Source organism: Microbacterium allomyrinae, assembly GCF_020682705.1.
In the GTDB taxonomy this organism is placed as follows: domain Bacteria; phylum Actinomycetota; class Actinomycetes; order Actinomycetales; family Microbacteriaceae; genus Microbacterium; species Microbacterium allomyrinae.
This window is the reverse complement of record NZ_JAGTTN010000003.1, coordinates 99,931-113,905: the sequence shown is the minus strand read 5'-3', so window position 1 is coordinate 113,905 and position 13,975 is coordinate 99,931. Positions and strand designations below refer to the sequence as shown.

Here is a 13,975-nt window from a genome sequence, read left to right as displayed (position 1 = left end):
AAGTGACACGGAACGCGTGACAGCGGGGGCGCGGATCGCTACGGTTCGATACCGGGCCGGTCGTTGGGAGATCGCCCACTGATCCGTCTCACGACGAGGTCGGTTCGTGAAGACTGGGGCTCCACGGCATTCGGCGGCGGCGACCTCGCAAGGGGTCGCCGCCGTCGTCGTTGCGACCACTGGCGTAGGCTCGCGACAGCCACGCGAGAGGACCGGCATGATCGACGAACCGGGAGAGACAGCATCCGATCGTCTTCCCGCCGTAGCGGGGTCCGCGGGTCGCGCGCGACGCGGCCGCCGTCGATCCGATCGCGCGAGGGAGCAGCTCGAGCAGCTCGAGGGCGGCGAGAACGCGATCGTCCAGTACTTCAAAGAGCGCGTGTACGCGACGTTCACCGGGCTCGCGATCGTGCTCGTCGTCGCCTCGTCCGCGCACGCCGAGGCCGATCACGCCTTCTTCGCCCTGGTGCTGGGCGTGCTGGGCATCACGGCTGCGGGACTGGTCTCGGACGTCATCTCCCACCTGGCGGTTCACCGCACCTTCCCCGGGGGGAGGGACCTCGCGATCTCGCTCCGGATCGCCGGCGGCGCGCTCGGCACGCTGCTGACCCCCGGCATCCTGCTCCTGCTCGCATGGCTGGAGGTCATGCCGCTCGACGCGTCGCTGCAGGCCGCGTCGATCGTCTACATCGCGACGCTCGCGGTGATCGGCTGGTTCGCGGTGCGGCGCTCCGATCTCGCCTGGTACAAGCAGCTTCTCGCGCTGGCTCTCCTCGTCGCGCTGGGCCTGCTCGTCATCGGACTGCAGACGCTGGCGCACTCGATCTGACCCACGCGCGTCCGCCGGGCGACAAGTTGAGCCATGCCGTATCAAGTTTGATTTGACGGATTCGAGGGCTCGGCGTAGAGTTGAGCCATCGCGACTCACATTCGGGTCGCAGAGCGATTTTTTCCCAGAAACCCAGGGCTGAGGCTCCCGCCTCGCCCACACGAAGGAGAGATACACATGGCACGTGCTGTTGGAATCGACCTCGGTACGACCAACTCGGTCGTGAGCGTCCTCGAGGGCGGCGAGCCGAAGGTCATCGCGAACGCCGAGGGCTTCCGCACGACCCCGTCGGTCGTCGCGTTCACCAAGGATGGCGAGGTGCTCGTCGGCGAGACCGCCAAGCGCCAGGCCGTCACCAACGTCGACCGCACCGTCTCGTCGGTCAAGCGTCACGTCGGCACCGACTGGACCTTCGAGGTCGATGGCAAGAAGTGGACGCCGCAGGAGATCTCGGCCCGCATCCTGCAGAAGCTGAAGCGAGACGCCGAGCAGTACCTGGGCGACACCGTGACGGATGCCGTCATCACCGTCCCCGCATACTTCAACGACGCCGAGCGCCAGGCCACCAAAGAGGCCGGCGAGATCGCGGGCCTCAACGTCCTGCGCATCATCAACGAGCCCACGGCCGCTGCCCTCGCGTACGGCCTCGACAAGGGCAAGGAAGATGAGCTCATCCTCGTCTTCGACCTCGGTGGCGGAACGTTCGACGTCTCGCTGCTCGAAGTGGGCAAGGACGACGACTTCTCGACCATCCAGGTGCGCTCGACCGCCGGCGACAACCGCCTCGGCGGCGACGACTGGGACCAGCGTCTCGTCGACTACTTCATCAAGCAGTTCAAGGACACCACCGGTGTCGACGTCTCGGGCGACAAGATCGCGCTGCAGCGCCTCAAGGAGGCAGCCGAGCAGGCGAAGAAGGAGCTCTCCTCGTCGACTTCGACGAGCGTGAACCTGCCCTACCTGTCGCTGACGGACTCGGGCCCCGTGTCGCTCAGCGAGACGATCACGCGCGCCAAGTTCGAGGACCTCACCAAGGACCTCCTGGACCGCACCAAGAAGCCGTTCGAGGACGTCATCCGCGAGGCCGGCATCAAGGTCGGCGACATCGACCACGTCGTGCTCGTCGGCGGCTCCACCCGCATGCCCGCCGTGAGCGAGCTCGTCAAGCAGGAAGCCGGCAAGGAGGCGAACAAGGGCGTCAACCCCGATGAGGTCGTCGCCGTGGGCGCAGCCCTGCAGGCCGGTGTCCTCAAGGGCGAGCGCAAGGACGTCCTCCTCATCGACGTGACCCCCCTCAGCCTCGGCATCGAGACCAAGGGCGGCATCATGACGAAGCTCATCGAGCGCAACACCGCCATCCCGACCAAGCGCAGCGAGACCTTCACGACCGCCGACGACAACCAGCCGTCGGTCGCGATCCAGGTCTTCCAGGGCGAGCGCGAGTTCACCCGCGACAACAAGCCGCTGGGAACGTTCGAGCTGACCGGCATCGCGCCGGCACCGCGCGGCATCCCGCAGGTCGAGGTCACCTTCGACATCGACGCGAACGGCATCGTCCACGTCTCGGCGAAGGACAAGGGCACCGGCAAGGAGCAGTCGATGACGATCACCGGCGGCTCGTCGCTGCCCAAGGACGACATCGAGCGCATGGTGCGCGAGGCCGAGGAGCACGCCGCCGAAGACAAGAAGCGCCGTGAGTCGGCCGAGGTGCGCAACCAGGCCGAGACGCTGTCGTACTCGATCGACAAGCTCATCAAGGAGAACGACGACAAGCTGCCCGAGGACGTCAAGTCCGAGGTGCAGGGCGACGTCGACGCACTCAAGACCGCGCTCGCGGGCGAGGACGACGACGCCGTGAAGGCCGCGTTCGACAAGCTCAACCAGAGCCAGGGCAAGCTGGGCGAGGCGATCTACGCGTCGAGCCAGGCTTCCCAGGCGACCCCGGATGCCGCGGCCGACGCCCCGGCGGGCGAGTCCGAGTCGGCGAACGCCGATGAGGACGTCGTCGACGCCGAGGTCATCGACGACGAGGACGAGAAGAAGTAGCCATGACAGACAAGGACTTCGAACAGCCGAACGGCGAAGACGAGGTCCTCGGCGAGGAGGGGTCGGAAGCGCAGGCTTCCGACCCCGACCCGCAGGAGGAGCTCACCGTCGACGACATTCTGGGTTCGGCCCAGAACGCCGATGCCGCAGCCGAAGACGCCGTGCTCGCCGACCTCGAGTCGGCGCTGCTGATAGACCTCAAGCGCCTGCAGGCCGAGTACGCGAACTACCGTCGCCGCACCGAAGAGCAGCGCGAGGTCGAGATCGAGCGGGCGAAGGGCGCCGTGGCCAAGGGGCTGCTGCCCGTCCTCGACGACCTCGACCGCGCCGAGAAGCACGGCGACCTCGAAGAGGGCACGCCCTTCGCCGCGATCGCCGAGAAGCTGCGCGGCGTCGCCGAGCGCATCGGACTGTCGACGTACGGAACGGCGGGCGAGCCTTTCGACCCGCAGCAGCACGAGGCGATCTTCCAGGCGCCGACCCCGGGGGTCACCGTTCAGACGGTCCTCGAGGTCGTCGAGATCGGGTACCGCCTCGGGGCGGTCGAACTCCGTCCGGCGAAGGTCGTCGTCGCAGTACCGACCGACTGACCGAGAGGAGAATCCATGGCCAGCCAGGACTGGTTCGACAAGGACTTCTACTCGGTCCTCGGCGTCTCGAAAGACGTCACCGACGCCGATCTCAAGAAGACGTATCGCAAGCTCGCGCGGACGTATCACCCGGATTCCAATCAGGGGGATGCGACCGCCGAGGCGAAGTTCAAAGAGGTCAGCGAGGCGTACTCGGTGCTCTCGGACCCCGAGCAGCGCAAAGAGTACGACCAGATCCGCGCCATGGGCTCGGGCGCACGCTTCACGGCGGGCGGCCAGGGCGGCGCGGGCGGGTTCGAGGACGTCTTCTCGATGTTCAACCAGGGCCGGGGCGGGCGTGCGCAGTCCGCCGAGGACTTCGAGGACATCTTCGCGATGTTCAACCAGCAGCAGGGCGGCAGCTTCGGCACCGGCCGGTTCGGCCAGTCCACCGGCGGATTCCGGGGCTACGGCGGCCCGACCCGCGGAGCCGACGTCACCGCACGCACGACGATCGACTTCATCACCGCGACCAAGGGCGAGACGATCACCCTGCAGGGCGAGGACGGCAAGCCGTTCAAGGTGAAGATCCCCGCGGGGGTCTCGGACGGTCAGAAGATCCGCCTGCGAGGTCGCGGCCGTCCGTCTCCGGACGGCGGCGAGTCGGGCGATGTCGTGGTGCAGGTCGCGGTGCGTCCGCACCCGGTCTTCACCCGCGACGGGCTGAACCTCCGGGTGACCGTGCCGGTGACCTTCACCGAGGCCGCGCTCGGCGCGACCATCGAGGTGCCGACGCTCGGCGGCGACCCCGTCAAGCTTCGGGTGGCGCCCGGCACTCCCTCGGGGCGAGTGCTCCGGGTCAAGGGCCGTGGCGTGCAGTCGACCAAGGGCACCGGCGATCTTCTCGCCGAGGTCCAGGTGGCCGTGCCGTCGCACCTCGACGATGCCGCGCGCGAGGCACTCGAGCGTTTCCATGATCTCGAGCCCAAAGAGAATCCGCGTGCCGAGCTCATGAGCAAGGCGCGAGGCTGACATGCGTGTCCGGAACAGGAGATCTGGCGAGCACAGGATGATTCCACGCGAATCCACCTGTTGCCGCCTGATCTCCTGTTCTCGTGGGAGCGAGGGGAGGTGAGGAACATGGACGAGCAGCCCGAACTCGACGAGAACTCGCCGATCCTCGCGATCGCCGTGGCGGCAGAGCTCTCGGGCATGCACCCGCAGACCCTCCGTCAGTACGACCGCCTGGGCCTCGTGGTGCCCGCACGCACCCAGGGCGGATCGCGGCGCTACTCGCTGCGCCACGTCGCCCAGCTGCGCGAGGTCGCCCGCATGTCGGCCGACGGCATCGGGCTTCCCGCGATCGCCCGCATCCTCGAACTCGAGGATCGCGTCCGCGAGCTGCACGGCCGCGTGCGCGATCTCGAAGAGCGGGTGCGCACCGAGCTCGAGCGCCGCCCGGGCGCGCGTATCTTCGCCGCCGGCGCGACGGGGTCGGTCGTGACGCTGCGTCACGGCACCCGTGCCCGCCGTGCGACCGAGCTCGTGGTGTGGCGTCCGCGCCCACTGGTGGAGCAGCAGCGCGATTCCGGTGAATCCGACGACGACGAGCGCGACTGACGGCATCCGCATCGCTCCACCGGCTGACGGGATGCCGCGGCACTCGCGCACCGCGCGGCCCGGGCGCATCATGGACCCATGGCGACCCTCGATGACGTCCGAGCCATCGCGCTCGGTTTTCCCGGTGCGACCGAGGGCGTCGACGGGCATCGCGGCGGCGTGACGTGGCGGATGCCCTCCGGCGCGTTCGTCTGGGAGCGCGGGCCCGGCACGCGCGACCTCGAACAGCTGGCGCAGCTCGGCCGCGAATGGCCGTCGGGTGACGTCGTGGGCGTGCGCACCGACGGGCTCCAGGTCGCCCAGGCGCTGGTCGAGACCTATCCCGACGTCTTCTTCACGATCCCGCATTTCGACGGCTATCCCGCCGTCCTGCTGCGGGTCGATGCGATCGAGCTCGATCATCTGCGTGAGGTGATCACCGATGCCTGGCTGCTCAAGGTGACGAAGCGAGTGGGCGCCGAGTGGCTCGCCTCGCACCCGCCTACGCTCTAGGCGTCGACGTTGCGATGGCGACGGAAGAGCTCCCAATCCGAGCGTGACAGATCGGCGTACTGGTAGGCCCACTCCAGGATCGCCTCGCCGACGATGCGGCCGCCGCCGACGTATCCGGCGACAGCGGACGAGTCGGGCGACTGCCCGTGGGCGCGGGCGAGCGTCGCCGCGCACGCGTCGCCGTACCAGCGGAACGACGCGTCGTCGAGCGTGTCCATGTCGAACCCGCCCTTCTTGTCGTGGAACTGGCGCACGTAGAAGTCGCGCTGGGCGCCTTCGGGGGTCTTCAGCACGTGGCCGAGGAAGGGATCCGACACCGCCTGCAGGATGCGCTGCATCGCGACGACGCGCCCTCCGTCGCCGTGCGCGTCGATGTAGCGGGCGACGGCGGGGGGCTGCTGGACGCCCCCGTGCTCGATCAGCACGCTGCGACCGGCCTCCTTGCCCTGCAGCAGGAGCGCGCCTTCGTCGCCGTCCTGCATCGAGAGCAGGAAGCATCGTGTGCCGACGCTTCCCACGCCGACCACGCGAAGGGCGAGATCCGATACCGAGTACTTCTGCAGCAGCACGCGGATGTCGACGTTGACCGACTCGAAGTACTGGTCGAGCACCCGCAGCAGGCGCTCCTCGAGCAGCGAGCCCACGTGCGTCATGGTCGGCGGTACGTCCACGAACACCAGCCGGCCGTCGTCGGACCGTGTCGTGAGCTTGCGCGCGGCACGCTTGGCGGTGCGCTTCTCGGCATCCTTGATCGTCTTGTCGATGACCTCGCGCGTCTCTTCATCCACCGCCCGATCGGCGGCCAGCGCATCGAACCGGTCGTAGTAGCGCTTCAGCGGCGTCCGCTTCGCGCCCGCGTCGATCGAGCGCGCATAGGTGCGCACGGCCTCCAGCGCGGACGCGCGGATCACGGCATCGTCGCGCGACGTCGCCTGCCCCGCGATCACGATGCTTGTCACCAGCCGCTTGACGTCCCACTCCCACGGGGCCCACGCCGCCTCGTCGAAGTCGTTGAGGTCGAACACGAGCGTGCGCTGCGGCGACGCGTAGAGGCCGAAGTTCGCCACGTGGGCGTCGCCGCACGACCCCACCAGCAGATCGGTGCTGGGCGAGCGGGCGAGATCCGCGGCCATCAGCGCGGCCGTTCCTCGATAGAACGCGAACGCGCTCTCGGCCATGCGCTGGGTGCGGATGGGAACGAGTTCGGGAACGCGCACCTCGTCCTGCGCGTCGAGGATGCCCATCGGATCGCGAGGACCGTCGGGCAGCTCGGCGAGCGACTCGCGCGAAACCCGCCCGCGAGCCGTGCGCCCCTCTTCGAGGTGCTCGTGCAGGGAGCGGGGTGCGGCCCAGTGGCGTGCGATGGGGCTCGCGTCAGTCGTCGACATCGCCCCAGTCTGGCACCGCGCCCTTCGGGGGGATACACCTTTCTCACGCGGAGGATCACGGCGCCAGGCGCGCCTGCGTGGCTTGCGATGCGCGAGGAGCCCGAGTCGCTACTCTGGCGACGTGACCCGCGCTGCGCCCTCCGACCAGCAGTCTGTGCTCTCGCCGAGCATCCGCGTCCTTCTCGGACTCGCGGCAGCCGTCGTGGTGCTGGCCGGGGTGTTCTTCGCCCGCGATGTGTTCGGCCCCCTCGCCCTGGCGATCGTGCTGGTCGTGATCTGCGAACCCGTGCGCCGGCCGCTCGAGCGTCACGGGTGGCCGCGCTGGAGTGGAACGACCGCGGTGATCGTCATCGTCTACCTGGTGCTGATCGGCATGGCGGCGCTGCTGTGGCTCGCGGGGACGCAGTTCGCCCGGTTGGTGGGCGAGTTCGCCGATGAGCTGCGGGGGAGCGTCGACGGCCTCCTCGCCTGGCTCGAGTCGGCAGGGCTCGACCAGCAGGCATCGGATGCCGCAGCCTCCGTCCTCGATCCGACGGTGCTCGTCGAACTGGCCTCCAGCCTCGGCGGCATCGTCCTGGGCGTCGCGACGGCGCTCTTCTTCGTCTTCGCCTACGTCATCTTCATGGCCGCGGACGCCGCGCGCTACCGCGACGCGGAGCGGGTGTTCGGCGTCGAGCGCCGCCCGGTGCTCGACCGCATACGCCGCCTGAACTCCGGCATCCGTCGCTACTACGTCGTCAACGCCTCGTTCGGCGCGATCGTGGCGATCATCGACGGTCTCGCTCTGTGGTGGCTGGGGGTTCCCGCGCCCCTGGTGTGGGCGATCCTCGCGTTCGTCACCAACTTCGTGCCCAACATCGGGTTCGTGCTCGGCCTGATCCCGCCGGCGGTGCTCGCGTTCGTCGTGGGGGGCTGGCCGATGCTGCTCGCGGTCCTCGCGATCTACTGCGTCGTCAACGTCGTGCTGCAGGTGCTCGTGCAGCCGAAGTTCGTCAGCGACGCGGTCGACCTCAGCCTCACGCTCAGCTTCTTCTCGGTCATCTTCTGGACTTTCGTCATCGGCCCGCTGGGCGCGATCCTCTCGATCCCGCTCACCCTGTTCGTGCGGGCACTCGTGCTCGAAGGCGATCCCGGCTCGCTGTGGCTGCGATGGCTCTCGGGCGATCATGCCGCGACGCCCGCGAACGCGCGGGCCGAGGCATACGGCGACCCTGCTCATTCATCGACCACCACATCCACTCGGAGGCGGCAATGACCCAGTTCCCCATCGACACCCCCGTCGACGAATCGCCCGAGGCATCGCGAGACGCCGCCGTCCCGGCGACGCGCCGGGATCTCGCCGCTCGCCGGCTCATCGACACGTCGAGCGAGCGCTCGCTCGAATCGCTCGCGCTCGCCGTCGGTGCACTTTCGTTCGTGGTGTCGGCACTCATCGCGCTGGTGGTCTTCGGATTCCACTCGACGCCGATCTCCGGGCCCGGGTCGGTCGGCGAGTTCGCAGCGGTCGCGTCGGGAGTGGTGGCTCTGCTCGCGGTCGTCGCAGGGCGGTACTTCCTCCACGAGCGCGGACCGCACGGCCGCCTGCACGTACTGGACTACCTCGACATCGCGGCGCTCGCCATCGCGCACGCGGTGATCGCGGTGCTCGGCTGGACGCTTCTCGCGGTCATCCTCGAGCAGGCCTTCATCGGGGCCGAGGTGTTCGCCCTCGCGGTGCTGATCCTCGCGGGAGCCGCCGCTGCGATGACTGGTTACATCTCGTTCTTCTCGGCGACGCACATGGATCTGCAGCTGCTCGCCACGGTGCTCGCGGTGTTCCTCGTGTTCGGGGTGGTGTCGAGCATGCTCACGGCCAGCGACCCGAACTGGTGGAAGGACAACCTCAGCGCACTGGGCATGTCGTCGAACGTGTCGGCCTTCGCCTTCAACATCACGATCATCGTCGCCGGCTTCCTGGTGACGACGCTGGCCCGCTACTCGACCCGCGGCATCCCGACCGACAATCCCGTCGGAGTCGGCCGCGTACGGATCACGCTCATCGTGGTGGGCGTGTTCCTCGGCATGGTCGGCCTCTTCCCCGTCGATCGCTTCTTCGCTCTCCACACCGGCGTGGCCTCGGGCATGGTGGTCGCGTTCGGCGTGCTGGTGATCGCGCTGCCGCGGTGGATCACCGGGATGCCGCGCCCGTTCGTCGTCGTCGGCTGGCTGTTCCTCGCCGTGACGCTGGTGCTGTCGCTGCTCTTCGCGACCGGCTACTACACGCTGACCGCGGTGGAACTCGTGGCCGGCATCCTCGTCTTCACGTGGATCGTGCTGTTCATCCGCAACGCGTCGGCCCTCGAGCAGGACGCGCGCGAGGCGCCCTCCGCGGTCGCCGCGACGTCAGCGCACTGACCCGGCTTCCGGAACGAAGCCGGCTTCGCGGGCGAGGTCGGCCGGCCCGATCAGCATCTGTCGCGCCTTCGTGACGACGAGCCAGGTGGGCAGCACGATGATGCACAGCATCGGAAGCACGGTCACGTCGCCCACGATGGCCACCGCCACGAAGATCGCGATCCAGCCGTCGCGCGCGATCGCGAGGGTGAGCCCGAGCACCCCGCACGCGACGGCGAGACTGGCGGGCAGCCCCGGAAGGAGGGCGCTTCCGAGCAGTCCGGCGGTGACGCCCAGGAACACGGCCGGAAAGACGCGGCCGCCGCGGAACCCCGCGGACGCCGCGACGACCAGCGCGAGCAGTTTGACGACGAGGATCACGACGAGCTGCCCGGCGTCGTAGTCGTCGGAGTTCTGCAGCAGCTCGCCGCTCTGCTCCAGGCCCTTGAAGAGCGTGATCGGTCCGCCGATGGCGCCGAGGACGCCGAGGATCACTCCGCCGAGCGTGATGTAGAGAATCGGATGCCGCAGCGCCCGGAATGCGCGGTGCACCAGCGGGAAGAGATAGACCGCGATGAGGCCGAAGGCCGCCGCCGCACACGCGACGATCGACCCGAGCAGCAGATCGAACGCCTGCGGAGCGCCGTACGGGGTGGCGGCGTACATGGCCCCGAAGCCGCCGCCGAGCAGGTACGTCGTGACGGACCCCGCACCTGCCGCCACGAGCGGGAGGAAGAGTCGGTCCCACAGCGTGCCGCCGGTCTTCATCCCCGCCACCAGTCCGGTGAACACGAGGGCGGCAGCCACCGGCGTGCCGAACAGCGCGCCGATCGTGGCCGACGCGGCGAGGGCGCCCACGAACTCCGGAGGCACGGCCTTCGACATGCGCGCGACGATCGCGACCGCGAGGGCGGTGTTGATCGCGATGATCGGGTTCTCGGGGCCGAGGCTCACGCCTCCCGCGAGGGCGAGGATCACCACGATCAGCAGGCTCGGCAGAGCCGACAGCTTCATCGGGGGAGCGACGAGCTCGGTGGTGGCCGTGTCGGGGCCGGCATGCCCCGGCATCAGCCACACGACCAGCCCCACCGCGATGCCGGTGAAGGTGAGCACCGTGAAGATCCACCACGGCTCCGCCCCGGTCATGCCGAAGGATCCCGGGAGCGACGTCCACAGCACGCCCTCCAGCTGCTCGGCGACGGTGTCGACGGCCCAGAGGGCGAGCGCCGACACGACACCGATCACGATCGCCGGCACCGACATCAGGAGGAGTCGCCGAACGCTCACGGGTGGGGGCACCGGTGCCGGAGCGGGTGCGGGAGCGGGTTCGCCGGTCATGGCGTCACCTTATCGGGGCGGGTGGCACTCGCGGGTACTTCACCAGACCCCCGCTGCGACGCGGGTGTGCCCCCGTCCTGGCGCGCCCCGAGCGCGGGTGGGCGTGAATGCGGCACAATTCGCGTGTGGACGAGAGCACGTGGCACAAGCGCACCCAAGTGCCACTCATGGTCGCCTCGCTGGCATACCTGGTGGCGTACTCGTGGCGCGTCATCGCAGATCTGGGCGGCACGCCCCGCACGATAGCGACGGCGGTGATCGCCATCACGTGGAGCATGTTCATCGCGGACTATCTCGTCCGGCTGATGCTCGCGGAGCACCGCTGGCAGTGGTTCCGCAAGCACCTCGGAGCGCTCACGTTCGCCCTGATCCCGGTCCTGCGGCTGGTGCATCTGCTCCGCTTCCTGACGCGGGTACCGGGCATGCGGCCGAGTGCGGCCGGAATCCTGCGGACCCAGATCATCGTCTACGGCGCGGGCGCGGCCGTCGTCCTGATCTATCTCTCCTCGCTGGCCGTCCTCGAGGCCGAGCGCTACGCGCCTGACGCCACGATCACCTCCTTCGGCATCGCCATCTGGTGGGCGTGCGTGACGGTGACTACGACCGGGTACGGCGACTACACGCCGGTGACGGATGGCGGTCGTTGGGTGGGTGTCGGGTTGATGTTCGGCGGCGTCGCGCTGGCCGGCATCATCACCGCCACACTCGCGTCGTGGGTGCTCGAGCGGGCGAGTCGTACGCGCGACGACGAGGAGCCCGCGACACGGGCGCAGGTGCGCGAACTCACGGCGCTGGTGGCGCAGCTGCGCGCCGAGCGCGACGGCGGCCGGGACGACCGGCCCGAAGCCTGAGGCGTGCCTCGCGCGTCACCCCTGCCGGGTGACGCGGGGGCGGCGATCGCCGGGATACCGTGCGGGGGTCGATCCTGAGGAGGACGCCATGCCCATCGACCGTCATGCGCGCACGATGCTTCCGATCCCCGACCGCCCCGGGCCGTCACTGACGACCTACGACGCGAAGGATCCCGACACCGCCTACCCGCCGATCATGCCGCTGCTTCCGCCGGAGGGGGCGCCGAACGTGCTCGTGATCCTGCTCGACGACGTGGGCTTCGGAGCCTCGAGCGTCTTCGGCGGACCCTGTCGGACGCCGAACGCCGAAAGGCTCGCGGCAGGCGGGCTGCGCTACAACCGGTTCCACACGACGGCACTCTGCGCACCGACACGGCAGGCGATGCTCACCGGCCGCAACCACCACTCGGTCGGGATGGGGAGCATCACCGAGACGGCGACCTCGGCGCCGGGCAACAGCTCGCTGCGGCCGAACACCAAGGCGCCGATCGCGATGACGCTGAAGCTCAACGGGTACTCGACGGCGCAGTTCGGAAAATGCCACGAGGTGCCGGTCTGGCAGTCGTCGCCGATTGGTCCGTTCGATGCGTGGCCGTCGGCCGGTGGCGGGTTCGAGACGTTCTACGGCTTCATCGGCGGCGAGAACAACCAGTGGGAACCGGCCCTGTACGAGGGGACGACGCCGGTCGAGCCTCCCGCGACGCCCGAGGAGGGCTATCACCTCACCGAGGACCTCGCCGATCGCACGATCGGCTGGATCCGCACGCAGAAGGCGCTCGCACCTGATCGCCCGTTCTTCGCATATCTCGCGCCGGGTGCGACGCACGCGCCGCACCACGTGCCCGCCGAATGGGCGGACAGGTACAAGGGCCAGTTCGCGGAGGGCTGGGATGCGCAGCGGGAGAAGACGTTCGCGCGCCAGAAGGAGCTCGGCGTGATCCCCGCCGATGCCGAGCTCACCCCGCGTCACGACGAGATCCCCGCGTGGGACGACATGCCCGACGATCTCAAGCCGGTCCTCGAACGCGAGATGGAGGTCTACGCGGGATTCCTGGAGCACACCGATCATCACGTCGGCCGAGTCCTCGACGCGGTTGAGGATCTCGGAATCCTCGAGAACACGCTCGTGTACTACATCATCGGCGACAACGGGGCATCCGCCGAGGGCACCGTCAACGGAGCGTTCAACGAGATGGCCAACTTCAACGGCATGGCCGCGCTCGAGACGCCGGAGTTCATGCGCTCGAAGATGGACGAGTTCGGCTCGCCGACGTCGTACAACCACTACGCGGTCGGGTGGGCCTGGGCGATGGACACCCCGTTCCAGTGGACCAAGCAGGTGGCATCGCACTGGGGAGGCACGCGCAACGGCGCGATCGTGCACTGGCCGAAGGGCATCTCGGAGAAGGGCGGCCTGCGTTCGCAGTTCACCCACGTCATCGATATCGCCCCGACGATCCTCGAGGCGGCGGGGCTTCCCGAGCCGACCTTCGTCAACGGCGTCCAGCAGTCGCCGATGGAAGGACGGAGCATGCTCTACTCGTTCGCCGAGCCGGCCGCGCCCGAGACGCACGACCTGCAGTACTTCGAGATGTTCGGCAACCGCGGCGTCTATCACAAGGGCTGGAGCGCGGTCACGAAGCACCGTACGCCGTGGGTCATGGTCGGCGGCACGCTGCCCGCCTTCGACGACGACGTGTGGGAGCTGTACGACGGGGCGTCGGACTTCTCGCAGGCCCGCGACCTCGCGGCGCAGCATCCCGAGCGGCTCCATGAGATGCAGCGCCTGTGGCTGATCGAAGCGGTCAAGTACAACGTGCTGCCGCTCGACGACCGCACCGCAGACCGTCTCAACCCCGACATCGCCGGACGCCCGACGCTGGTGCACGGCACGTCGCAGACCTTCTTCCCGGGGATGGGGCGGCTGTCCGAGAACAGCGTTGTCAGCATCAAGAATCGGTCCTTCTCGATCACCGCCGAAGTGCAGATCCCGGATGCCGGAGCCCAGGGCGTGATCATCGCCCAGGGCGGCCGGTTCGGAGGCTGGAGCTTCTACGTCCACGATTCCGCGGCGCGATTCACGTACAACGTCCTCGGCATCCGGCAGTTCACGACGGTGGCGGATTCACCGATTCCGCCGGGCACGCACCAGGTGCGGGTGGAGTTCGCCTACGACGGCGGGGGTCTCGCGAAGGGCGGTGACGTGACCATCTACTACGACGCAGAAGCGGTCGGCACCGGGCGCGTCGAGGTGACGCAGCCGATGGTCTTCTCGGCCGACGAGACCACGGACATCGGGTACGAGTCGGGCACGCCGGTCACCGAGGACTACACGCCCCGGACGAGCCGCTTCCGCGGACGCATCGAGTGGGTGCAGATCGATCTCGGTCTCGACGATCACGACCACTTCATCGACCCCGACGAGCGCATGCGGATCGCGATGGCGCGGCAGTAGGGACCGGAGCGGCT

12 protein-coding genes are annotated in these 13,975 nt (G+C 68.8%); 10 read left to right on the top strand and 2 right to left on the bottom strand.

Annotated elements, in window-relative coordinates; translation table 11 throughout:
- Window positions 1–217 precede the first annotated feature (217 nt).
- The 6 genes from KEC57_RS10295 (at window position 218) to KEC57_RS10270 (ending at window position 5,556) form a co-directional block, all read left to right on the top strand.
- Window positions 218–829, top strand: coding sequence for a hypothetical protein (locus tag KEC57_RS10295; protein WP_229384534.1), 612 nt, complete (start codon window positions 218–220; stop codon window positions 827–829).
- Between the two features lie 177 nt (window positions 830–1,006).
- The gene (dnaK, locus tag KEC57_RS10290) at window positions 1,007–2,875 is read left to right on the top strand and encodes a molecular chaperone DnaK (RefSeq protein ID WP_229384533.1); all 1,869 of its coding nucleotides are present in this window, start codon (window positions 1,007–1,009) and stop codon (window positions 2,873–2,875) included.
- 2 nt (window positions 2,876–2,877) lie between these two features.
- Window positions 2,878–3,465 carry a nucleotide exchange factor GrpE gene (locus KEC57_RS10285; protein ID WP_229384532.1) on the top strand — a complete coding sequence of 196 codons (588 nt, stop codon included), beginning with the start codon at window positions 2,878–2,880 and terminating at the stop codon, window positions 3,463–3,465.
- Window positions 3,466–3,480: 15 nt separating this feature from the next.
- Window positions 3,481–4,476 (top strand): DnaJ C-terminal domain-containing protein, encoded by a 996-nt coding sequence (locus KEC57_RS10280; protein ID WP_229384531.1) that lies wholly within the window; start codon window positions 3,481–3,483, stop codon window positions 4,474–4,476.
- Between the two features lie 108 nt (window positions 4,477–4,584).
- Window positions 4,585–5,064: a heat shock protein transcriptional repressor HspR gene (locus tag KEC57_RS10275; RefSeq protein WP_229384530.1), complete on the top strand. Its 480-nt coding sequence runs from the start codon at window positions 4,585–4,587 to the stop codon at window positions 5,062–5,064.
- A gap of 78 nt (window positions 5,065–5,142) precedes the next feature.
- Window positions 5,143–5,556, top strand: coding sequence for an MmcQ/YjbR family DNA-binding protein (locus KEC57_RS10270; RefSeq protein WP_229384529.1), 414 nt, complete (start codon window positions 5,143–5,145; stop codon window positions 5,554–5,556).
- Here the strand turns inward: KEC57_RS10270 and KEC57_RS10265 are convergent.
- Entirely contained in the window at window positions 5,553–6,944 is a 1,392-nt protein-coding gene (locus tag KEC57_RS10265) for a DUF2252 domain-containing protein (RefSeq protein WP_229384528.1), read from the bottom strand. The genes KEC57_RS10270 and KEC57_RS10265 overlap by 4 nt on opposite strands.
- A gap of 121 nt (window positions 6,945–7,065) precedes the next feature.
- On the opposite strand from KEC57_RS10265, the gene KEC57_RS10260 reads away from it, so the two are divergent.
- Together KEC57_RS10260 and KEC57_RS10255 are read left to right on the top strand one after the other, a co-directional pair.
- Window positions 7,066–8,199 (top strand): AI-2E family transporter, encoded by a 1,134-nt coding sequence (locus KEC57_RS10260; RefSeq protein ID WP_229384527.1) that lies wholly within the window; start codon window positions 7,066–7,068, stop codon window positions 8,197–8,199.
- Window positions 8,196–9,338: a hypothetical protein gene (locus KEC57_RS10255; RefSeq protein ID WP_229384526.1), complete on the top strand. Its 1,143-nt coding sequence runs from the start codon at window positions 8,196–8,198 to the stop codon at window positions 9,336–9,338. The genes KEC57_RS10260 and KEC57_RS10255 overlap by 4 nt, the downstream gene beginning before the upstream one ends.
- Here KEC57_RS10255 and KEC57_RS10250 read toward each other — a convergent pair.
- Complete coding sequence (locus KEC57_RS10250) at window positions 9,327–10,655, bottom strand: ion channel protein (protein WP_229384525.1); 1,329 nt, start codon at window positions 10,653–10,655, stop codon at window positions 9,327–9,329. The genes KEC57_RS10255 and KEC57_RS10250 overlap by 12 nt on opposite strands.
- A gap of 125 nt (window positions 10,656–10,780) precedes the next feature.
- Between KEC57_RS10250 and KEC57_RS10245 the strand changes: the two genes are divergently transcribed.
- A complete protein-coding gene (locus tag KEC57_RS10245) occupies window positions 10,781–11,506 on the top strand; it encodes a potassium channel family protein (RefSeq protein WP_229384524.1) in 726 nt (241 codons plus the stop codon).
- An 88-nt stretch (window positions 11,507–11,594) separates the two neighbouring features.
- Window positions 11,595–13,961, top strand: a complete 2,367-nt coding sequence (locus tag KEC57_RS10240; RefSeq protein WP_229384523.1) for an arylsulfatase — start codon at window positions 11,595–11,597, stop codon at window positions 13,959–13,961.
- The last annotated feature ends 14 nt before the right edge of the window (window positions 13,962–13,975 follow it).